This is a genomic window from Paenibacillus sp. FSL E2-0177 (genome assembly GCF_037992975.1).
GTDB classification, from domain to species: domain Bacteria; phylum Bacillota; class Bacilli; order Paenibacillales; family Paenibacillaceae; genus Paenibacillus_AQ; species Paenibacillus_AQ odorifer.
The window spans coordinates 3,213,208-3,235,388 of the sequence record NZ_CP150307.1; the positions used below are offsets into that span (position 1 = coordinate 3,213,208).

General features: G+C 42.5%; 21 protein-coding genes. 15 read left to right on the forward strand and 6 right to left on the reverse strand.

Annotated features, from left to right (window positions below; translation table 11 throughout):
* The first annotated feature begins 74 nt into the window (after nucleotides 1–74).
* Genes MHI25_RS14470 through MHI25_RS14485 form a run of 4 tightly spaced genes read left to right on the forward strand, consistent with a single transcriptional unit; the run spans nucleotide 75 to nucleotide 5,928 of the window.
* Nucleotides 75–2,672, forward strand: a complete 2,598-nt coding sequence (locus tag MHI25_RS14470) for a hypothetical protein (protein ID WP_248548192.1) — start codon at nucleotides 75–77, stop codon at nucleotides 2,670–2,672.
* A gap of 39 nt (nucleotides 2,673–2,711) precedes the next feature.
* A complete protein-coding gene (locus MHI25_RS14475; RefSeq protein WP_076129325.1) occupies nucleotides 2,712–3,431 on the forward strand; it encodes an ABC transporter ATP-binding protein in 720 nt (239 codons plus the stop codon).
* Nucleotides 3,421–4,809 carry an ABC transporter permease gene (locus MHI25_RS14480; protein ID WP_175617373.1) on the forward strand — a complete coding sequence of 463 codons (1,389 nt, stop codon included), beginning with the start codon at nucleotides 3,421–3,423 and terminating at the stop codon, nucleotides 4,807–4,809. Before MHI25_RS14475 ends, MHI25_RS14480 begins: the two co-directional genes overlap by 11 nt.
* A 30-nt stretch (nucleotides 4,810–4,839) precedes the next feature.
* Nucleotides 4,840–5,928, forward strand: a complete 1,089-nt coding sequence (locus MHI25_RS14485; protein ID WP_340395567.1) for an efflux RND transporter periplasmic adaptor subunit — start codon at nucleotides 4,840–4,842, stop codon at nucleotides 5,926–5,928.
* 19 nt (nucleotides 5,929–5,947) lie between these two features.
* Here MHI25_RS14485 and nagZ read toward each other — a convergent pair whose 3' ends face one another.
* A complete protein-coding gene (gene nagZ / locus MHI25_RS14490) occupies nucleotides 5,948–7,246 on the reverse strand; it encodes a beta-N-acetylhexosaminidase (RefSeq protein ID WP_340395568.1) in 1,299 nt (432 codons plus the stop codon).
* Nucleotides 7,247–7,373: 127 nt separating this feature from the next.
* On the opposite strand from nagZ, the gene MHI25_RS14495 reads away from it, so the two are divergent.
* A complete protein-coding gene (locus tag MHI25_RS14495; RefSeq protein WP_076129328.1) occupies nucleotides 7,374–7,877 on the forward strand; it encodes a ferritin in 504 nt (167 codons plus the stop codon).
* Nucleotides 7,878–7,914: 37 nt separating this feature from the next.
* Here the strand turns inward: MHI25_RS14495 and MHI25_RS14500 are convergent, their stop codons facing one another.
* Entirely contained in the window at nucleotides 7,915–9,300 is a 1,386-nt protein-coding gene (locus MHI25_RS14500; protein ID WP_340395569.1) for a PQQ-binding-like beta-propeller repeat protein, read from the reverse strand.
* Nucleotides 9,301–9,522: 222 nt separating this feature from the next.
* Between MHI25_RS14500 and MHI25_RS14505 the strand changes: the two genes are divergently transcribed.
* From MHI25_RS14505 to MHI25_RS14545, 9 genes are all read left to right on the forward strand, one after another.
* On the forward strand, nucleotides 9,523–10,392 hold the full coding sequence (locus MHI25_RS14505) for a cation diffusion facilitator family transporter (protein WP_340395570.1): 870 nt from the start codon (nucleotides 9,523–9,525) through the stop codon (nucleotides 10,390–10,392).
* 135 nt (nucleotides 10,393–10,527) lie between these two features.
* Nucleotides 10,528–10,938, forward strand: coding sequence for a bacteriohemerythrin (locus MHI25_RS14510; protein ID WP_051491008.1), 411 nt, complete (start codon nucleotides 10,528–10,530; stop codon nucleotides 10,936–10,938).
* Between the two features lie 152 nt (nucleotides 10,939–11,090).
* Nucleotides 11,091–12,284, forward strand: coding sequence for a metallophosphoesterase (locus MHI25_RS14515; protein ID WP_076301988.1), 1,194 nt, complete (start codon nucleotides 11,091–11,093; stop codon nucleotides 12,282–12,284).
* A 142-nt stretch (nucleotides 12,285–12,426) separates the two neighbouring features.
* Entirely contained in the window at nucleotides 12,427–12,876 is a 450-nt protein-coding gene (locus MHI25_RS14520) for a MarR family transcriptional regulator (protein ID WP_076129332.1), read from the forward strand.
* 17 nt (nucleotides 12,877–12,893) lie between these two features.
* Nucleotides 12,894–13,700, forward strand: a complete 807-nt coding sequence (locus MHI25_RS14525) for an NmrA family NAD(P)-binding protein (RefSeq protein ID WP_340395571.1) — start codon at nucleotides 12,894–12,896, stop codon at nucleotides 13,698–13,700.
* Between the two features lie 71 nt (nucleotides 13,701–13,771).
* The gene (locus tag MHI25_RS14530) at nucleotides 13,772–14,449 is read left to right on the forward strand and encodes a response regulator transcription factor (RefSeq protein ID WP_340395572.1); all 678 of its coding nucleotides are present in this window, start codon (nucleotides 13,772–13,774) and stop codon (nucleotides 14,447–14,449) included.
* On the forward strand, nucleotides 14,446–15,822 hold the full coding sequence (locus MHI25_RS14535) for a HAMP domain-containing sensor histidine kinase (RefSeq protein WP_340395573.1): 1,377 nt from the start codon (nucleotides 14,446–14,448) through the stop codon (nucleotides 15,820–15,822). Before MHI25_RS14530 ends, MHI25_RS14535 begins: the two co-directional genes overlap by 4 nt.
* 69 nt (nucleotides 15,823–15,891) lie before the next feature.
* Complete coding sequence (locus MHI25_RS14540) at nucleotides 15,892–17,010, forward strand: ABC transporter permease (protein WP_076185926.1); 1,119 nt, start codon at nucleotides 15,892–15,894, stop codon at nucleotides 17,008–17,010.
* Nucleotides 17,007–17,690, forward strand: a complete 684-nt coding sequence (locus MHI25_RS14545; protein WP_076129337.1) for an ABC transporter ATP-binding protein — start codon at nucleotides 17,007–17,009, stop codon at nucleotides 17,688–17,690. Before MHI25_RS14540 ends, MHI25_RS14545 begins: the two co-directional genes overlap by 4 nt.
* Before the next feature lie 24 nt (nucleotides 17,691–17,714).
* Here the strand turns inward: MHI25_RS14545 and MHI25_RS14550 are convergent, their stop codons facing one another.
* The 4 genes from MHI25_RS14550 to MHI25_RS14565 are packed head-to-tail and all read right to left on the reverse strand — an operon-like array spanning nucleotide 17,715 to nucleotide 20,856.
* Nucleotides 17,715–18,605, reverse strand: a complete 891-nt coding sequence (locus tag MHI25_RS14550; RefSeq protein ID WP_036678189.1) for a LysR family transcriptional regulator — start codon at nucleotides 18,603–18,605, stop codon at nucleotides 17,715–17,717.
* 22 nt (nucleotides 18,606–18,627) lie between these two features.
* On the reverse strand, nucleotides 18,628–19,482 hold the full coding sequence (locus MHI25_RS14555; protein ID WP_076280711.1) for an SDR family oxidoreductase: 855 nt from the start codon (nucleotides 19,480–19,482) through the stop codon (nucleotides 18,628–18,630).
* A 34-nt stretch (nucleotides 19,483–19,516) separates the two neighbouring features.
* Nucleotides 19,517–19,993: a GNAT family N-acetyltransferase gene (locus tag MHI25_RS14560; protein ID WP_280753001.1), complete on the reverse strand. Its 477-nt coding sequence runs from the start codon at nucleotides 19,991–19,993 to the stop codon at nucleotides 19,517–19,519.
* Between the two features lie 29 nt (nucleotides 19,994–20,022).
* Nucleotides 20,023–20,856, reverse strand: coding sequence for an AraC family transcriptional regulator (locus tag MHI25_RS14565; RefSeq protein WP_076129339.1), 834 nt, complete (start codon nucleotides 20,854–20,856; stop codon nucleotides 20,023–20,025).
* Between the two features lie 157 nt (nucleotides 20,857–21,013).
* Between MHI25_RS14565 and MHI25_RS14570 the strand changes: the two genes are divergently transcribed.
* The gene (locus tag MHI25_RS14570; protein WP_076185915.1) at nucleotides 21,014–22,177 is read left to right on the forward strand and encodes a Gfo/Idh/MocA family oxidoreductase; all 1,164 of its coding nucleotides are present in this window, start codon (nucleotides 21,014–21,016) and stop codon (nucleotides 22,175–22,177) included.
* Nucleotides 22,178–22,181: the final 4 nt, after the last annotated feature.

Below are 22,181 nucleotides of genomic sequence, written 5' to 3' on the forward strand. Positions count from 1 at the left end.
TTACAACATGGATACAATTGGATCTGTGCTAACCACTATAATAATTCTAGTAAAATACTCGTGGAGGGAAGTCAATGAGAAAGCATAGCAGTACATATGTTGTTTTACTCTTAAGCACCTTTGTCATAAGCCAGTTGACAGGGCATACCGCTTCGGCTGCTGCAGTTAGTTCTGTTCAGCCAAAATCGGCGGTAGCTGCTGCAACTGTAACAGCTCCTAGTAATCTGGGTTCCGTTTCTTTAGGAGCTAATATCAAAGCTACACTGGAAGATGTAAATATTTGGTCACAGCCTGGAGGCAATATTTTAACTTATACAATTAACTATTCGAATGGCAGCAGCAAAAGTGCTAGCCTACTGTATTATTTTTCGAGAGTTATGACCTCTGGCGGCTCTGTTATTCCAGGGAATCCACTAAGTGCGGACGCTACTAAGAAAAAAGTGGGTTCTAACGAAAGCTTACGCGTTACATATTATGTTAATGTCGGCCAGGTAAATTCGTTAAAAGGTATCAAGATTCCAATGTACGTTTGGGATTCCAAAACCAAGGGGTATCTCAAGCAAGTAGGAACTTTTAATATACCCGCCAACTATTCGCCAACCGCTGTAAACGGAAAAAATGTAAGCACTACAATGAATGACATTCCGGTTATTGCTAAAAGTGAATCCTTGGAGCTCTACAAATACAGCGGAAAGGTTTATGCCAAGGTGGGCATAAGCTTGACCAATAAAGGCAGCAAAGTATTAAGTGATCCTGGTTACGCAGCATATTTGGTCTCGGCAGGGGGAAGTTCGTATGAATTAGCCCTTGACCGTTCTCAGCTTAGTTATAAAATTCAGCCCCAAGAGAAAAAAACCATTTATTATCTTACAGAAATTCCTTCGTATATGAAGACGGAGAATATGAAACTGCAATTCACCCAAAAGGATGAGGCGCTGAAGCTGGAGATTGCCAAATCCTCGTACAAGCTGCCTGCGGCTACTACACCAAATCTGGTAGTTGGCAAAGGTGTAATCAAGAAAATTACCATCAATAACAATACGGTTGAAACCCAATTAAATAACGCAACCGTATACGCAGAGAACAATAAGGGATTCTGGACTTTTCAGCTGCGAGTGAAGAATACAGGAAAGACAGCCGTTACGTTACCTTCTTATGAGCTTGCTGTCAAATCCTCAACGGGGACAACCTTTCCGATCAATTCTAAGGGCTTGAGCGGATTAACCATAAAACCGCTGGAGGAAAAAATCATCCCGCTTACCGCACAGGTACCCCTTGAGGTAGAACAGAATTCACTGCAATTGCAGATGATTGAGGCTGTTTCTGCTCCAGATAATAGTGAAACGGGAACTACTGGAGAAGGTGCAGCAACTGGAAGCACTGGTGGAACCAATGTCGCTACGAGCAACACAGCTAAACTAACGGTTCCGGTTGCTTACTTTACGATCTCCTATACCTTGCGTCCTGAGATACAGAAAGGTATGGAATATAGAGCAACAAATGAATATGGGACGTTTACTTATAGTTTAGTTTCCTTGCAGCGTTTTCCATGGAAAGACGATGATATCGTTGTTGCCAGATTAAATATTACGAATACCCAATCGGTTGCCTTGTCCCTGCCGGAATTAAAGGGAGCTGTTCAGGTAGACAATGAGGACATGTCATCTTCAACGGAATTGTTTATGGATAAGGAAACTTCAACGATTGGGCCCGGTAAAAACGCTGAAATCTATGTGTTTGCCAAAATTCCTTATACACAAGAGTTCGATAAATTAAAATTAAATCTTTATTCTATGGTAAAAGAAGAGAAAAGCTCGTTCCTGTCAGTTACTACGAACAGCATGATGAACGCTGTAGCTTCTATTGAAACTGGAGGAAGTTATGTTATCTCTGGTAAAGGCAAGAACGCAAAAGTGCAAGAGAACAAAACCATTATTTATGAAGGACTTAACTCCAATCTCGTATACACAGAGCTGCTTCTGAGCAGTGAAGAGAAAAGACAAAGCAAAATGGCTCGCCTCCAAGCTTATTACAAAACGGGAGATGGTCAGCTATTCGAAGCTACAGCCAATCAGCCGGATACGTCTGCTACTCCAGGCGGTAAGCAATTAATCACCTTTTGGGCTAAGGTTCCGAAGGCTGTTAATGCTTCTGATGTAAGCCTGTTCCTTGGGCCAGGGATTACTGGGAATAAGCTGACGGAACCCGGTCAGGAATCCACTGGATTTATTAATATGGCATCACTGTCATTAAATCCGGTCATCACACCACCAGAGAAGAACTTGACGAAGGTGGCTATTTATCCGTATACCATGTCCGTTCTAAGTTCGGAAGGGCGCTCACTACAAGGCAGTGACTCTATAAATATAGTTATGAATTACAATCTTCTTCGTGACAGCAGCTATGATATGGGAACCTTCACGCATAAGCTGGTTCTCAAAATGACGGATCCATATGGTCTATCTCAGGAACGAAGCTTGAACATTGGCACCGATATTCTTGAAGGGACCAACAACTCGTATACAGCAAGCTTTAGCAATAATATGTATAAGAATTTGTCAGGAGGAACCTACCGGATCACGCTGTACGATGAATTCCAAGGCGAACGGATCGAGCTGGCTAGTCAAGCTTATAACATCAAGATTGATAGAGCAGTTGTAACTGAGAAATAGCATTTCATATCTATTATTGTACGAAGAGGAGCAGCTCCAATGTTGCGAGTGGAAAATGTAACGCATTCTTATAAAAACGGTAATGAAACTACAGCAGTGCTTCATCAAATTGACTTTTCTGTGAAAGAGGGGGAGATGGTAGCACTGCTGGGGAGCTCGGGTTCCGGTAAGTCAACGATGCTCAATCTGATGGCAGGACTAATGAAACCTACGGAAGGCCATATTTATATTGCCGATCAAGATATCGTGAAGATGAGTGAGAATAAGCTATCGGAATTTCGCAGAAAAAATATCGGGTTTATCTTTCAAGCTTATGAGCTGATTACTAGCATGACAGTCCGTGAAAATGTAGAGCTGCCGCTGGTTTTTCAATCCGTTGCACCCTCTATACGTAAACAAAAAGCTTTAGAATTGTTGGAAGGAGTCGGCATTCCTGATAAAGCCGACTTGTTCCCTTCCCAGCTGTCTGGCGGACAGCAGCAGCGTGTTAGTATTGCACGCTCCTTGATTACGGAACCATCTGTTATCTTTGCAGATGAACCAACCGGAAACCTAGATTCGAAGACAGAAGAAGAAATTATCAATATCCTGCTTAACCTGAACAAGAAGATGAAGACTACCTTCATAGTTGTAACTCACGAGCTAAAAGTCGCGGAGCAAATGCAGCGGATATTCACGCTTCGGGACGGATATATGATTACTGAAAACCAAACTTCTTCGAATACTGAACTCGAAGGGGGTATACTCATTGAGGATTAGTGATATTTCCCGCTTGGCTTGGGAACAGGTCAAACGGCGGAAAGTTGTCACAGGTCTTTGTATGGCTGGCATATCCATTGGATGTGCTGCAATCATAGTTGCATTAAGTATAGGAGACTCCGCACAGAGCTACACGGAGCGGGAAATCAACCGCAATTTCAAAATGGATGAAATTACGGTGTCTCCCAACGGAGGAATACCCTCCCAAGGAGGAGGCAGCGGTGGCAGCGGATCGTCTGCGGCCAATGAAAAGCTTGATCCCGGCAGGCTGACGGCGCAAAAGCTGGAGATTATTAAAGGCTTGCGGCATGTAACTGCAGCAGCTCCCTTTCAAGAGCTAGGGTACATACAGATGTTGACTATCGATAATAAAATAACAGATGTACAGCTTATTGGAACGGACCTACGCTTGTTAACGAAATATGATAAGAAATTCAAACAAGGCGGAGCTTCTGATTTGGTAGGAATGGCTGTACTGAACTATGGTGCAACCGTTGGACTGATTGATAACGAAACTCGGCAGCGTCTTTTTGAACAACTGAGTACAGATCCATATAACAATAAGTTGATGGAACAGTACAACAGCTTAAGCATGCTTCCAACAGATATGTACAAGCAGCAGGTTCAATTACAGTCTTTTGATCCCGCCTCTCAAACTGGAGGGATGTTGGTTAGCTCACCGATTCAAGTGGTGGGAATCCTCGACAACCCGAGTGGAACGAACGAGAATATGGCTATGTACGACAAGAAGATCTATGTGTCACTAGAGACTGGCGAGCGGCTTGTAGAACAAATGAAGCTATCGAGTGGAACCGCTGGGCAAAAGGGTGTCTATAACTCAGCGATTGTAAAGGTAGACAGCACTGAGAATATCGTGGAACTAGAGAAGCTTATTCAGAAACTCACCTTAACAACAAGCACGAATTTGTATCAAAAAGAGGCACTCGCTGATACCTTCAGCATGGTCAAGAAAGCAGCTCTCGGTATAGGTGTATTTATTCTGATTATTGCTTCGATCTCCATTATCGTTGCGATGACTATGTCCACTCATCAACGACGACGGCAGATCGGTATTATGAAAGTGTTAGGTGCCAATATGGGTCAGATCCGCAATATGTTCATTACAGAAGCGGCATTGCTCGGGATGTTGGGCGGATTGCTCGGCATAGCCTTTTCATACTTGATTGTATTAGGAATTAATAAGCTCATCGGTAACTCTTCAGGAATGGGTGGAGGCGAGCCTTTGGTGATTTATATTCCTCTGATGACTCTTCCGGTAGGGATCGCATTTGCGGTAATGACAGGGGTATTATCGGGTATTTATCCGGCGATCAGTGCATCCAGAACGAATGCACTCACGGCGATTAAACGGGATTAGCTATTTTTAAGTTGAAAGGAAGCCAAAGTGATGAAGAGGAGAATCAAGTGGATTGTATTGGTACTGATTATAATTGCAGCAGGTTATTTTCTATATAGTAAGATGTATAAGCCTGAAGCGCAGTTAGAGCCTGTTGAACCCCCACAAGCCATAACTTTTGAGGTCACACAGGAGACCATTACCAATTCCATACAAGTTAAAGGTAATTCTAATTATGAGAAAGAAACGCTTGTTTATGCTCCATATGCTTCAAAGGTGACAAAGTGGAAGGTTGAGAACGGTGGACAGGTCAAAAAAGGTGATTTACTGTTTACTCTCGATCAGGAAGCCTTGAAGAATGAGATTGCTACACAAGAGGCGACCATCCGTAAAGCAAAGCTGGAAGCAGAGCTGAATGCATTTGTGAGCCAGCAAGACGAGGAGAATGCAGCCCTTGGTGCGACTGAAGCAGAACGCATTAAAGCACTCACAGCCCAAGAAGCAACACGGCTAGGGGACGAGCTTAATCAGGTCAATGCCGAAATACAAGCACGCGAATTAACAGAGAAAAAAGCCAAACTCAAAACAGCACTTTATTATGCTCCGGCAACCGGCATTTTCTTATTTGACAGTGCAAGCGAAATTCCGCAAACAGTGACAGATAATCAATATATCGGAAAAATAGTAGATATGAACAAGCTAGAATTCATTGCTCTTGTAGGTGAACAAGACGTCTTCCGTATAAAGACAGGCATGAAGGTCGACGTAAAAATGACAGCTATAAAAGATTTGAAGTTATCTGGAGAAGTTACGAAGGTAGCGAAATTTGCAAAGACAGCTTCAGGGCAGAATGCTACTGCCAGTTCGGTTCCTCAATTCGAAGTGGTTATCACGCTGCAGCCTGACGAGCATTTGATCGGTGGCTTAAGCTTAAACGGAGAAATTGAAACAGTTCGCAAAGAAAATGCCACCGTTGTATCCAGCATAGCTGTAATGCATGAAGGAGACCTCTCCTACGTTATGCTGGATAAAGGGGACGGGCAATATGAACGAAAAGATATCGAAGTGGGTCTGGAAACTACGGACAAAACAGAGATTCTCTCTGGGTTGAAGGTTGGAGATGTTGTTGTTCTTCAGTAAAAATGACTAACGCTTAGATTTACTTCTCAATCGTTTGACGCCAAACGTTAATATCTTTATTAAGATCGGTAAGATCAGGAACCGGGATTTGCTCATCGGAAAGGTTATATTTGGCTTTTAAGGCTAAGATCCGATAGACGCTTTCATCAATCCGTGTTTCTTGAATCTTACCGTTTTTTACGTTTTGCAGGAGGGAGTCCATGACCCGTTTTTCATTATCATAGCCGTGAGCAACAAGGAGAATATCACTACCTGCATTCACAGTATCTACTGCTGCTGTAGTCAGATCGTAGTTCTTCATAATGGCTCCCATGGTTAGATCGTCTGTAATTACGATTCCTTGGTAGCCCATTTCATCTCGAAGCTGTTCACCAATAATGGTACGCGATAAGGATGCAGGTTTGTCTGGATCTAATTTTGGAAACAAAATATGAGCGACCATTACGGCGTCCGTCCCCTCTTTAATGGCTGCTTGGAAGGGGAGCCATTCTAAGTCAGCTAGCTGACCGGCTGTTTTGTTCACAATCGGCAGATCCAGATGGGAGTCGACAGAAGTATCTCCGTGTCCTGGGAAATGCTTGACAACAGGAACGACGCCTTCGCTCTCAATTCCCTTCATTTCGGCAATTCCTAGTTGAATGACTTGGTCAGCAGCATTGCCGAACGACCGGTCTCCGATGACTGGATTGTCTGGATTGCTATTGATATCGAGAACGGGAGCAAAGTTCATATTAAATCCGGCTGAACGTACTTCTCTTGCGAGCAGCTTTCCCATTTTCTCGGCAGCAGCAGCGTCATTACTTGCACCCACTGTTCCGTTAGAAGGGAATGTAGCATATTCTTTAGGCATCCGGCTGACTTTTCCACCCTCCTGATCAACACTCATGAATAGTGGGGCAGGGTTGCCAGTGTTACTCTTTTTCATAGAATTGATAAGACTGATCATCCCTTTCAGGCTTTTAATATTGTCCTTATAGAGGATGATTCCACCTATTTTGTCTTCGGTAATCATCTTTTTAGCTTGCTCATCAAGGACAGTTCCATCAATTCCAACTAGGAGCATTTGTCCGATTTTTTCTTCCAAAGTCATCTCAGCAACCTGAAGAGCAATTGGATCGCTGACTGCTGAGGGGGTGGGAGCCAAGCTGGTGGTTGGTGCAGGTGTGGATTGGGAGGTCGGTGAATCGGTAGCTTCGGACTGTGAATTACTGCTGCTATTAGAACAGCCAGCAATGAGGAACAGTGACACCATAGCTGCAATAATGAAGAGTGTACCGGAAATCTTAGGCTTTAGGCTGTGACGGGTGAATCTAATCATCTGAATAGTCGTCCTTTCGTTAGCTAAATTAGATATTGGGAGAGGAATCCTTGCTGACTTAGAAGCACGGTGATAAGATAAACTTAAATATTTACATATTAAATTTGAATAATGAGGTGACGGTCCAATGAAAGATGGATTAGTACAAGCACTTAATGAACAGATGAATTTCGAGTTTTATTCCGCTCATGTTTATCTAGCGATGGCTGCTTATTGTTCCGGCGAAAGTCTGGATGGATTTGCAAACTTTTTTCTAATTCAAGCCGAAGAAGAACGGTTCCATGCCATGAAGATTTATAAATTCCTTAACGACCGGGATAACCGTGCTACGCTAGAAGCACTGCCAGAGCCGAAGAACGAATATAACTCGATGTTAGATGCTTTTGAACATGCCTTCGCGCATGAACAGCAGAACACTAAACGGTTCTATCATTTGGCTGACCTTGCTCTGGATGAGCGTGAACATGCGACGATTTATTTCTTGAAATGGTTTATAGACGAGCAAGTAGAAGAAGAAGCACTCTTTAGCAACATCATCAGTAAACTGAAACGAATTGAAAAAGATAGCAACGCCTTCTACATGCTGGATGCCGAGTTTGCTGCACGTACTTTTACAGCTCCGGCTGAATAAGTTATTGAAGCCCAAAAGCCTGAGAAATCAGGCTTTTTTATTTTATAGATGTAGGAAGTTTAATCGCGAGCAGCTTATTATCCGTCCGAATCATCAGCATCCCTCCAGTTTTAAGGGAAGGGGCAAAGTTACGAGAGCCTGTGTTCACAGTGAAAATAGGCTTTAGAGTTAACATGTCATAAGCGTGAAATAGGCCATCAGATTGTCCACTATAAACCACGTTTCCGAACAGATCCGTCTGTACCACTGGATTCTCTCCAATATTGAGGTCGACAAGCTGGCCGGTTCCTAGCTTAAGTGCGGATAAAGTACCTTTATCTTGATTTTGAAATAACATTCTTTGTTGATAAACTTGGTTCAATGGAGAGTCTTTTTCTTTAACCATCGAGGCCCAGGTTTGCACCGGTTTACCCTCTGCAGAATAATTCCAGAAATCATATTTCACAAACTTACTGCCCTGAAAGATGTAAAAGTCCTTTCCATCCAAAAACGCGTTTCCATTCATCTCATTATAACTGTACACACCATCTTTATTCTCGGTATCTGTCCATTTATATAAACGTTCTCCTTTTAATTCACCTGTCTTTATGTTGAACACGGATACTTTGACTTTTCGATTTACCGGGTCATCATCCATCATAAATGTATTCGTGATAGAGTAGAGGAGCCCATCCTTCACTGCTAACGGCATCCACTGCCGGGTCTGGTCCCATAGTTTTTTTCCTGTCAGACTGTCATAAGCGGCGAGTCCAGCAGTTGTTAAGGCCCCTTGAGACAGATAGCTGCGAATAACGACCCCATCTGATTCCATGACCTCTGATAAGCCTGTAAAGTTATTGCTTTTCTCTACAGCCTTCCATTTGATCTTTCCGGTTACGGCGTCAACTGCTGCTAATTGTTCCTCTTGAGTAACATAAATAGTAGATCCTAAACGCTGTATATTTGTAGCTTTGGGGAGTGTTATGGAAGCCGACCATGCTTTTTGACCTGCCTCATTAACGGCATATAGGGAGCCGCTTTGGGTCAGACCGTAGATAAATCCATTGCTGTACGTGAATAGCGGCGCTAATCCACTTCCGAACTCCCATATTTTTTTGCCTGTTGCCGCATTCATTGCGGTTAATTTTTCATTGCGCTGCAACGCAAAGATCTTTCCGTTTTCCGCGAGTGCTGTAATGTCCTGTCCGGTGATTCTGTCTTTTTTTAAAATGGCGAGTTGTGCTGACCAAACAGGTTTTAGGATCGGGGCTGTGACTTCACTGTAATAAGTGTTACTTAGGCTTACAATTGCTTTTTCTGCAGAAATGACTGACATTGATCCACTGTTTGTTATTGGAATTAAAATACTCCCTATAGCTAAACATGTAACAATTTTCTTCGGCAAAGACTGAATCATCACTCCACGCTCCTTTGAATTAGTCATTACTATAATTAGACAATAAAAATAGCAAAAAGTTACTATTCCAGAAGAATGGAAGCAAAGTTGAACGGGGGCAAACTATGTTGCGTCCTGCAAAACAGTTACGACCTTGCAACTCTATTTGACAGAGGGAACTATTGCGCCCCGTAGCAACACTGTTTCTCTAGACCCACCCGATTCTCAAAGTGTAGTATAGAACAATACTATTCTTTGGGGGTTCTTTTTTTGGAAACTTATAACGACATTAAACAAGGCGAAAAAGGAGCTTGGCTAAGCATCGTTGCTTATATCTTTTTATCAGCTATCAAGCTGTTCATAGGTACGGTCTCAGGATCTCAAGCGTTGCTTGCAGATGGATTGAATAACAGTACAGATATTATTGCTTCTATCGCGGTACTAATTGGCCTGAAGATTTCCAGAAGACCGCCGGATTCGAACCACAGCTACGGGCATTTTAGAGCGGAGACCGTGGCTTCATTAATTGCTTCATTCATTATGATTGCCGTAGGGCTTCAAGTTTTGTACCAAGCTGTGAACAAATTTATTCAACCAGCACTGGAAAGTCCTGATCTCATAGCAGCGTGGACGGCAGTGGGCTGTGCTGTAGTTATGATGGCTGTCTATATGTATAATATTAGGCTGGCCCGTGCCATTAACAGTAACGCAATGCGGGCAGTAGCACTGGATAATCGATCAGATGCTATAGTTAGCGTGGGCACTTTTATCGGAATTGTGGCTTCCTCCTTGGGCGTTCCTTGGCTTGACCCGCTTACAGCCATCATTGTCGGACTAATCATCTGTAAGACGGCATGGGATATCTTTAGCAAAGCTACGCATGATCTGACGGACGGATTTGATGCGGAAGAGCTTGAACATATGAAAGAAACTGTAGCAGAAATTGATGGTGTACAATCCATAAAAGATATCAAAGCCCGTATCCATGGGAATAACGTATTAGTAGACACAACTGTGCTAGTGGATTCTCAGCTAAGTGTAGTGCAGAGTCATGATATTACGGAAGAAATTGAAGAACAGTTAAAAGACCGGCACCAAGTTTCCAATGTACTTGTACATATCGAACCCGTGATGAAGTAGAGATTTATCAATAGGTGCCATATGTACAGCTAATGGTTGAATATAAGCACCTGTGATGTTGTTAATAGTTCTTTTGTGGAGAAAGGTGGAAAATAAAATTAAAATGTAATTTTCAAGAAACGGAATGGTGATTTCATGATCGCTTGGAAAGATTCATATGATATCGGTGTAGAAAAAATTGACTGCCAGCACAGACAGTTGTTAGCGAAATTGAACGAATTCTTTGAAGCATGCAGTAATCAGCAAGGGAAAGAAAAGATTGAGGAAACACTGAAATTCTTAAAAGAATACACGATTGAACATTTCAGTAATGAAGAGCAGCTGATGGAGGAGATCAACTTCCCTGAACTAGCTGAACATCGTCAGACGCATGCTGATTTCGTGAAGGCAGTTCTCGAATTGGAAGAAACGGTCAAAACAAAGGGAGTATCCGTACTCTCAACCATCAAGCTTAATCGAACGTTAACAGACTGGCTGATAAATCACATCAATAAATGCGATAAGCTGATTGGTCAATGTATGGCCACACGTGATAAAGCGATATAAGATAAACCTCCAAAGAAGATGCCTATGGGCATTTTCTTTTTTTAGTTCCGATGTTTTCCGAACACCGCATTGCAGTTTATACTGGGTTAACGGTTTGTGTTATGATTTGAGATAAGAAGTAGAGAAGTAGTTAGGTAAAGGGGAGAGAAACGATGAAAACATTACGAATGTTAGCTTCAGGATTTGCTATGCTGCTCATTCTGGGTCTTGTTAATTTCTACATTGGCTATCACGGCTGGTTACTTATTCATGAATGGTTTTCTGGTGTTTCGTCAGCAGTATTCTGGACATTATTTATGCTCATCGCTTTTGCGTATGTCATTGGAATGATTCCATGGCCAAAATCGGTTAAACCGATCGCCAGATTCTTTAAAGTGATTGGATCGTATTATTTAGCGTGTATGGAATTTGCTATCATTACGTTACCTTTGGCAGACCTATTATATGTGATACTGGGATGGTCGGGAATCGATCGTACCTATTACATCGCAGAAGCGGGCGGGACAATTCTGATATTACTGGCAGTCTTTCTGGTCTGGGGTTCAATCAACGCCTGGAGTACCGTGATCCGCACACATTCCATTCCTATTGATAAATCTATTGGCACCAGCACGCCATTAACGATCGCGGTTGCTTCAGACCTGCACTTAGGGAATATCGTGGGCAATCGTCATCTCAAAAAAATGGTGGCACAAATGAACGCGATGCAACCCGATGTGATTTTGCTGGCTGGAGATGTCTTGGATGACAGCATTGAACCTTTTATCCGCAATAGTATGAGTGAACAGATTAAACAGTTAAAAGCTCGTTATGGAGTCTACGCAGTACTGGGCAATCACGAATATTATGGTGGATCAATTAAGGAATATACCGATTTGATGAGTAGTATTGGGATCAAGGTCCTGCAAGATGAGGTTGAAGAAGTCGCAGGAACGTATATTGTAGGCCGAAAAGATAAGACAGCCGAGGCGATGGAAGCCGGTGGCAGACAAAGTGTAAGCTCCTTGCTCGAAGGACTTGATCTTACACGTCCTGTGATTATGATGGATCATCAGCCTACCGGCTTCGACGTAGCCGCTCAAGCTGGGGTAGACGTTCTACTCTCGGGTCATACACACCGAGGACAGATTGCTCCTAATCACTGGATCACTAAACGTCTGTTCGAACTGGACTGGGGATATCTTCGTAAGGACAATTTGCATGTAGTCGTGTCGTCAGGTTATGGAACATGGGGACCCCCAATTCGTTTAGCAAGCCGGTCGGAGATCATTAAGCTGGAGGTTATGCTGGAGGGTTCTAAAAAATACAGTGAAGAGCCTGTTTCCACAAAAACAGTGTTAATCTAGGGTGAGTTTATATGTAGAGGCTGTTTCATCAGCAGATTTATTCTGCCAGGTGAGGCAGCTTCTTTTTTTGACAACTCATGGGGAGTGTAGTATGTTTAAAATTAGTTAAGGACTTAACTATATTGGAGCTGAATTATAGAAAATGGATCATTTACAACAGTTTGTGCTGAATCAGCCATTGCATACCAAAGCATTTTTTACATTAGTTGAAGCTACTGCAAATTTAGTTTCTGTTTCTGAGAAATATTGGCAGTCGAAAGGATTGAATGGAGCAAGAATTCGTATCTTGGTGGAGATCTCTAAACAGGGAGGTGCGATTCTACCTTCTACATTGGCTCACATTATTGGAGTTACCAAAGCTAATATAAGCATGCTGTTAACACCATTGGAGCGAGACGGATTAATAACCCGTTCGAATGATACCAAGGATGGCAGAAAAAGCGTCATTTCGATTACGACTGAAGGCCAGCAATTACTTCTGGAGCATCTTCCAGAGAATCGTCAGGCTGTCGCAGAGAGAATGAAGAATCTGAATGATCAGGAGCTTCATCAACTTATCTTTTTATTACAAAAACTGAGTACATTCGAATAACAGAAAGGGTATTATGTATGTCGATTATGGTTACAGGAGCCACAGGTCAATTAGGCAGCTTAATTATGGAGAAGCTTGAGAAGTACGTTCCGGCTAGTCAAGTTATTGCTTGTGTTCGTCAGCCAGAGAAAGCTGTTAATTATTTAGAAAAAGGGTTCGAAGTCCGTTTTGGCGATTATGACCAGTTAGATACGCTGATTGAAGCTTTTACTGGGGTCACAACGTTACTTTTAATCTCCAGCTCTCATACCGATGATAAGATCAGATTATATCAGCATGCTCAGGTCATTCATGCAGCAAAAAAGGCCAATGTGAAGCATCTGCTTTATACTGGATTTGCCTTTCCACCCAAAGGTCCGATTCCTTCTTATCATGTTCATTTACTAACTGAGCAGATGATTCTTGAATCAGGGATAGATTATACGTTTCTGCGTAACGCTTTGTATATAGATTTTGTGGGTGTGCTTGGGTTGAAGGAAGCCATGGAAAGCGGCGAGCTACCCACTTATCCAGGGAACTGGCAGTTTAATTCAGTCACTCGTGAGGACCTCGCTTTAGCTACGGCAAAGGTTCTTACAACGAATGGACATATGAACCAAGTCTACGAACTAGCTGCACCAAACGTTTGGGACTTCAACGAATTAGTTGATGTATTATCAGAGTTATCAGGGAAAAAATTTACGTTTCGCCAGGATTCAAGTATTCAGCATTGGATTTATACGTTTCTAGCGAAGATAGATACTGCTTCTACATCAAAAGATCTGGAGAGACTGATGGAGCGGCCGGTTACCACACTTAGAGAGAGTATTAAGCCTTTTGTTTGATCTGACTTTAGTTGTTCTATCGTTATAAAGTTGTTACTATGAGTTCATCCATTATTCAGGGAGTGTAAATGATGAAGAAGATTTTAGTAGCAGATGACGATGTGAATATTCGAACATTATTAAAACATGTACTAACAAGGGAAGGATATCAGGTGATGGAGGCCAGTCATGGCCGAGATGCGATACATAAATTGCAGGACAGTATTGCGGATTTAGCGGTCGTAGATGTAATGATGCCACATGTAGATGGGTTAGAGCTATGTCAGCATATTAGAGAAACGTATGATATTCCGATCATTTTATTGACAGCACGTCAGCAGCTGAGTGATAAAGAGCAAGGTTATTTGCGGGGGACGGATGATTATCTAACGAAACCTTTTGAGCCTGAAGAGTTGCTATTTCGGATCAAAGCGTTATTTCGCCGCTATTCCATTGCTTCAGATGATCGGATTCGATTAAATTCTCTAGTTATTGACCGCAAAAATTATGAAATAACCGATGGTGATGAGGTTCTGCTGCTACCGGTAAAAGAGTTTGAGCTTCTGGCTCAACTCGCACAATATCCAGGCAGGTTATATACACGTAGTGAGTTAATTGAACTGGTATGGGGCATGGATTATGAAGGGGATGAGCGAACAGTCGATGTACATATCAAACGTTTGCGTCAGCGCTTCGTAGATTATCAGGAAGATTTTGTGATCCGAACTGTTCGAGGCATTGGCTATAAATTGGAGATGGTTAACGTATGAGATCCTTGTATGTCCGGATGTGTATTGTCTTCTGTTCAGTAATTGTGGTGAGTAGCCTTCTTGGATTTTTGGTGTCTAATATTTACTATCAAGCCCAGATTAAATCTCAGAACGATGCCAAACTTACCGGAATGGCTATCGAGGTTCAACAATTCGCAGAATCACATCCGGAGACAATGGAGGATTATTTGCGGAGTATAGCCAAGCTGGGTTATAAAATCTATTTAACAGATGCTGAAGGGGAATCAAGATTCTACGGTAAGCCCTTTAGAAAAGAAGATTTGGATGAGCAGCAACTAGAGAAGGTTCTGAATGGGCAAATTTATCATGGGGTTGCGGATTTCCCGGACAGTGCATTTATTACCGGATTTTTTGATAATCAACTGCGTAATTCAATTGGTGTTCCTGTAAAAGTAAACAATGAGACGTATGCTTTGTTTATGCGTCCGGATGCTGAAGTACAATTCGGTGAGCTGCGCGTCTTTTTTGCTGTGATCATTGGGTTCACCGTGTTGTTTAGCTTAGGCTTTGTAATGATTAGCGTACTGCATGTAGTTAGACCTATTACACGTTTGACGACGGCCACTAAACGGATCTCAAAAGGCAGATACGATATCAAATTGAATACGTGGCGGCGTGATGAGATTGGTCAGTTAGCTTCCCATTTTATGATTATGAGCCGGGAGCTGGAACGAACAAATCGGGCACGTCAGGAATTTGTCGCTAATGTATCACATGAAATTGAGTCGCCATTAACATCTATTCAGGGATTTGCCCAAGCGTTACAAGATTCAACCTTACCTGAGGATGAACGGTTACAGTATCTCAATATCATTGACCAAGAAAGCCATCGTCTTTCATTGCTAAGCAAACAGCTGCTTACCTTGTCTTCGCTTGATTATGATCCTAATTCCATACAGAAAAAGTCGACAGACTTGCGTGCACAACTAAGACAGGTCGTACAAATCATGGAATGGAGATTAACAGAGAAACAACTGGCCGTGCGTTTGAATCTTGCAGATATCAGCGTTCTAGGTGATCCAAATCTATTGTTCCAGGTATGGATGAACCTGCTCTCCAACGCCATAAAATACACACCTGCTGAAGGTTCCATTATGATTTCCGCGAAGCTTGTGGAACAGAACTGTATTGTTTCTGTGTCTGATACGGGTGAAGGCATTTCAGCTGAGGAGTTGCCGTTAATCTTTGATCGTTTCTATAAAGTAGATCGAGCACGTACGCAGGAAACACATAGCAGCGGACTTGGACTTGCGATTTCTCAAAAAATCGTAGAAGCGCATAACGGAACCATTGAAGTAACCAGTACTTTGGGTGAAGGGACTACCTTTACAGTTACACTTCCGCTTTTGTAATTCATTATTCATACTCCGTTCATTTTCATCTTCTAAACTGTGACTATACAGATTAGAAGGAGTGGTAATATGTTTTTAGCCTTAAGGGAAATGCGACATTCTAAAGCCAGATACCTATTAATTATGGTTATCATGTTATTGGTTTCCTTTCTTGTACTTTTCGTCACGGGACTAGCCAGAGGATTAGCTTATGCAAATATCTCTGCAGTAGAGAACATGCCGGCGAATTATTTTGTAGTGCAAGGTGATGCGGATCAGACCTTTAGACGTTCTCAGTTAACAGATACGGAGCTCCAGAATGTACGTGCAGTAGTTGGAGACAATAATGCATCTTCACTTGCAATGCAGATGAGCACTGTCACTGCTAACGAGGCAGACGTAAAAGCAGATATTACTTTTTTTGCAGTAGATATGAATGGGTTATTAGCTCCTAAAGTAGTTGAAGGTGACAAGATTACAAACGAGACAAACGGTAAAGTCCTTGTTGATCGTGACCTGGAACAGTCAGGAATCAAACTTGGCAGTATCATTCGTGATCAGGCAACCGGGATGGAATTTACTGTCGCAGGTTTTGTTGAGGATAGCTCTTACAGCCATACCCCAGTAGTTTATATCAACAATCAGGATTGGCAAGCTATGAAGCAGGGGGTTAACCAAGGAGAAGAAACCTCTTCGTCGGTACCGTTTAATGTGATTGCCCTTAATGCGAATGCTGATCAAGTAAATAAGATTTCAACGAATGTAAAAGATGTAGAGGTCATTACGCAAAAAGTAGCTATTTCCAATATTCCGGGCTACTCGGCAGAGCAGGGTTCACTGCTAATGATGATTGTTTTCCTGTTTGTGATCGCAGCGTTTGTTCTGGCAGTATTCTTCTATGTCATTACGATTCAGAAAACTAGTCAGTTTGGTATTCTGAAGGCGATGGGTACCAAAATGTCTTACTTGGCTTGGAGTGTGGTAGGGCAGGTTATGATTTTAGCTATTTCAAGTCTTTGCATTAGCTTACTGCTTACCTTTGGGATGAATAAGGTTCTGCCTGATTCGATGCCATTCCAACTGGAGCCTTCCACCATTCTTTTAACCAGCTGTTTATTCGTTGGGATGTCTCTTTTAGGATCACTAATTTCTGTCGCTAAAGTGGCAAAAGTAGATGCATTAGAAGCTATTGGGAGGGCTGGAGCATGAGTGCAAAACTAATCATGAAGCAAGTAACCAAAAACTACGGTGATGGCGACACAACGGTGTCTGTGCTGAACAATTTGAATCTGATCGTTAATGAAGGGGAATTCGTTGCTGTCCTTGGACCTTCGGGAACAGGGAAAAGTACATTCCTTTCAGCGGCTGGTGCACTTCTAACACCTACTAGTGGTGAAATTTTTATAGATGGGGAATCACTTACAGATAAAAGTAAAAGTGAGCTGACGGAGCTCCGTTTAGAGAAGATAGGTTTTATGTTCCAAAGCGCTCAGTTGTTGCCTTATTTGAAGGTGGAGGAGCAACTCCTTTTTGTAGCCAAGCAGGCGAAAATGAGTGCTAAGGAAGCGAAGGAACGGGCTGCTGATTTGATGAAGCGGCTGGATATCTGGAAACGGCGTAATCATTATCCGGAACAGCTCTCCGGTGGGGAGAAGCAGCGTGTAGCTATCGCTAGAGCGTGGATGAATAAACCAGCGATTCTCTTTGCAGACGAGCCGACAGCCAGTCTGGACTTCAAACGCGGAAGAGAAGTTGTACGCATGATCGCTGATGAGGTGAAGAGTGAAGGTAAAGCAGCGGTAATGGTCACTCATGATGAACGGATGCTCGAATGGTGTGACCGGGTTCTGCATCTGGAAGACGGGCATTTGGTTGAACATCAAGTATAATTTCATAGTGTGGAAGAAAAAAAGCTACTTGTCTTTTCTAAAGACAAGTAGCTTTTTTATAAAGACATCGGTAGCTAAGGAAGAAGAACATTCTTGATGTCGGATGATTGAGAATTGCCTTTCCAGATGATGTTGCCTGATTGGCAGCTCTTTGATCTCACCGCTTTCTAGTTCCTTCCGTACAATCCATCTGGAGAGCATGGCGATTCCGAGGCCAGAGGCTACAGCTTCTTTAACACCTTGAGAGCTGTTGAAGACATAGGATCTTTTAACAGATATATCTTCCTCCTGTAGGAAATGATCACTGAAAGCTCGTGTACCCGAGCCGTGCTCCCGAAGCACCCAAACCTGATCCTGCAACATGCTCTGCTCCACAGAAATCGCTTTTGACAGAGGGTGGGTAGCAGGAGCGACCATAATCATCTCGTCTTTCATATAAGGAGTGACATTCAGATCATTCTCATGGACCTCACCTTCAATAAACCCTATGTCCAGTTCGTTGGATTTAACGCCTCCAATAATCTCCTCAGTATTGCCTATCGTCACTTGCAGCTTGACCTGCGGATATTGATTGGCAAAATCAGCAAGTCTTGCCGGCAAAATATATTCACCTATAGTAAAACTAGCGCCGATATGTATACTCCCAGTGACTTCGTCCTGAAGCATATGGATTTCCTGACTTGCTTCATCGAAATGAGCCAATATTTGTTTGGCGTGTTTATAAAGAATACTGCCGGCTTCTGTTAATCTAACCTGTTTAGAAGAACGATGCAGGAGTTTAGCACCGAGCTCATTCTCAAGATTCCGGATATGCAGACTGACACCGGGTTGAGATAAATTCAGCGCTTCTCCTGCTTTGGAAAAATGACTCAGTTCAGCTACAGTAACGAATACGCGTAATGGATCTACAATCATTGTAATCCCTCATTAGATTAGTCTATACTCCCGAATAAGCCAAGAATCCACCGTCAACGGGGACGGTAACTCCGGTCACAAAGCTGGACATTGCTTCATCTGCTAACCAGAGTAGTGTGCCAAGCAGATCCTCCGGCTGTCCAAAGCGGCGCATTGGAGTATGAGAGATGATTTTTTGGGAACGGTCTGTAAGCTCGCCATCTTCACGAACCAACAGCTTCTCATTTTGTTTAGTAAGGAAAAAGCCAGGGGCAATGGCATTCACACGTATACCAGACTCAGCGAAATGAACGGAGAGCCACTGGGTGAGATTATTAATTCCTGCTTTGGCAGCGCTGTAGGCAGGTACTTTGGTCATTGGAGAAGGTGCGCTCATGGATGAAATATTAATAACAGATGTGCCCGTTCTGCCGAGCATCTGCTTGGCAAAAACTTGGGTTGGGATCAATGTTCCAATCAGATTAAGGTCCATCACATTGCGAAATCCATCTACACTAAGGTCAAAAAAAGTAAATATGTCCGGGTTCTCCAGATCATCATTTTTGAAAATCTCTTGGGTCGTATTTGCTGAGGAATCATTTCCGCCAGCACCGTTAATTAATAGATCGCAAGGACCCCAGTGATTCTTAACAGCTTCTGCGGCTTTCATAACACTCTGTTGATCTGTAACATCACAGGAAAGTGAAATCGCTTGACCGCCTGCGGCTGTAATTTCAGCGGCAACCAAATCTCCCTTAGCTGCGGTGCGATTTAGAATCGCGACTTTAGCTCCTTGCCGACCTAACTCTAGCGCCATAACCCGGCATAATACACCGGCTCCTCCGGTAATCACAGCGATTTTCCCTTCTAATGCTGGATGCAAAGTTAATTCTATCATAACCATTGAACCTCCCTAAAAGTCCTGAGTGTGATTAAAGTTCCTTATCAAGTACATGCTGTGATTTTTTTGGCGAAAATCCTATATGATTATAGAACCGTACAGCATCTTCTCTGGTTTGATTGGTACGTACTCTAATTTTGCTAAACCCTGTTTGGATTGCCCATCGTTCACAGGTTTCTACAAGCTGTCTGCCAATTCCTTCTCCGCGGCAAGTCTGATCAACAACAAGACCTCCTATTTCAATAAATGAAGGAGATTCAAGTAAGATTCGAACGGTCGCATGTATCCATCCTACCAATTGGTGATCTGATTCAGCTACATATACAGTATGATCTTTGTGTGTTCCGATTTCTTGTAGTCTTTCTCCTAATTGATCGATATTCAAAGGATATCCAAGCTGGCTTGAGAGTCTTGCTATCTCTTGAATGTCGCTTATAGATGCTGTTCTGATAAGAATATCGTTCACCACCTCAAAATTGAAGGTTAGAGCCTTTTTATTATAGTTCATCACATAGATTAAGACATTCCCTAATAAATTTACTTAGTGCTGTTACGATAGGCAGAAGGGGAGATTCCTATTGTCTTTTTGAAATATTTAGAGAAATGGGCTAATTCCATACTGACTTGCTCCGCGATATCTGAAATGCTGAAATTGCTATAAGAAAGCTGTCTTTTAGCATGCTCCATTCTTTTCAATTGTACATAATGCATGGGGGGAACCCCTATAAATTTCTTGAAGTAGGGGATGAAATAGTTCGGATGTAAGTGGACAATTTCTGCTAACTCTTCTATTTCTATGGGTTTATCCAGCCGCTCATCAATATATTGAAGCACATAGGCGAGCTTTCCTTGATCCCCCGTATGTATAAATTCTTGCATAAAGTCTGTTTTGATATTCTCGTTCGATTCAAGACAAGTAGCAATTAGATTGAGGACGTTCGCCTGAGTACGCAGAATGGACAATACATCATCTTTTTGAAACTGTTCGATCATTTCTGTGAAAATAACCCGTACGGAATCTGGGTTGGGCGCATCACAGATAAACAGTTTGTTTGCCGAATGGAATAAGGGCCACTCCCCAATATCAGCATCAAAATGGCAGAAATAGCGTGTATAGGGATCATTCATTGACGTCTCTGTAGTTTGAGTGCTTCCTGCGGGCATGATCATTAGCTGACCTGCTCTCGGATAATAAGTAACACCGTTAATGATAACTTTTCCCTCACCGCGGTCAATAAAATACAGCCGATTAAATGTTGGAGTTTCCAACGTACGATTCCACCCGCTATATCCGCTTCTAAGTTGGGCATGGGTCACTTTTACGGTAAGATTCTGGAGGAATCTGCCGGTAAGGTTACCTGGATTATTCATCATCTAGCTCCTCTATGACTTGATTATCCTTATTATAACGAATTAATTTAACTAAATCATCTTATTATTGTGCAAATAATGCTTAGTTTCGCTCATGTTCATGTCTATTAATTAAGTATATTCTCATAACATAACCTCAAATAGGGAAGTGATCTGATTGAATAAAGTACGGTATGGCATTATTGGAATTGGGAATATGGGGAGTGCACATGCACAAAGTCTGTTGAATCATATTAAAGATGCTGAGCTTGCAGCTGTATGTGATGTAAGGGAAGAACGTTTGAAATGGGCAGAAGAGCATTTACCGGAAAGTGTACAGAAATTTGCAACACCCCAAGAGTTATATGAGTCTCATCTCATAGATGCAGTATTAATCTGTACTCCACATTATGATCATCCAACTTTAGCTATCGAGGCTTTTCAATATGGCTATCATGTATTGGTTGAGAAACCGGCTGGGGTCTATACCAAAGCTGTTAAGCAGATGAACGAAGCTGCAGCAAAGTCTGATCGCAAATTCGGAATCATGTATAACCAGCGGACGAATCCTTTGTATCAAAAGCTTAGGGATCTCATTCAGTCTGGTGAACTAGGCGAAATCCGCCGCACAAATTGGATTATCACCAACTGGTACAGATCACAAAGTTACTATAACTCCGGTGGTTGGCGGGCTACATGGGCAGGCGAAGGTGGTGGGGTGTTGCTGAATCAAGATCCTCATCAACTAGATTTATGGCAGTGGACGACAGGTATGATGCCTAAGCGGATCAGAGCATTTTGTCATTTTGGTAAATACCGCAATATTGAGGTTGAAGACGATGTAACCGCTTATGTGGAATATGAAAATGGTGCGACAGGGCTTTTTATCACCACAACAGGTGAAGCACCGGGAACTAACCGTTTCGAAATTACTGGTGATCATGGAAAAATCATAGTGGAAGACGGGAAATTAACCTTTTGGCGTCTACGCACGCCGGAGCCGCAATTCAATGCAGAGTTTACGGGAGGATTCGGCAGTCCAGAATGTTGGAAATGTGAGATTCCTGTAGAAGAGGGTGGCGGGGAACAGCATAAAGGAATTTTGCGGAACTTTACGAATGCCATTCTACACGATGAGAAATTGTTAGCTCCGGGTGAGGAAGGCATTCACGGTCTAACGTTATCTAATGGGATGTATTTATCGGCTTGGACCGACGATTGGGTGGAGTTACCGATTGATGAAGATTTATTTTATGAGAAGCTCATGGAAAAGGTGGAGAATTCTAACTTCAACAAAGAAACCACAGCCGCCCAAACCTTTGATGTTAAGGGAACTCATTAAATTT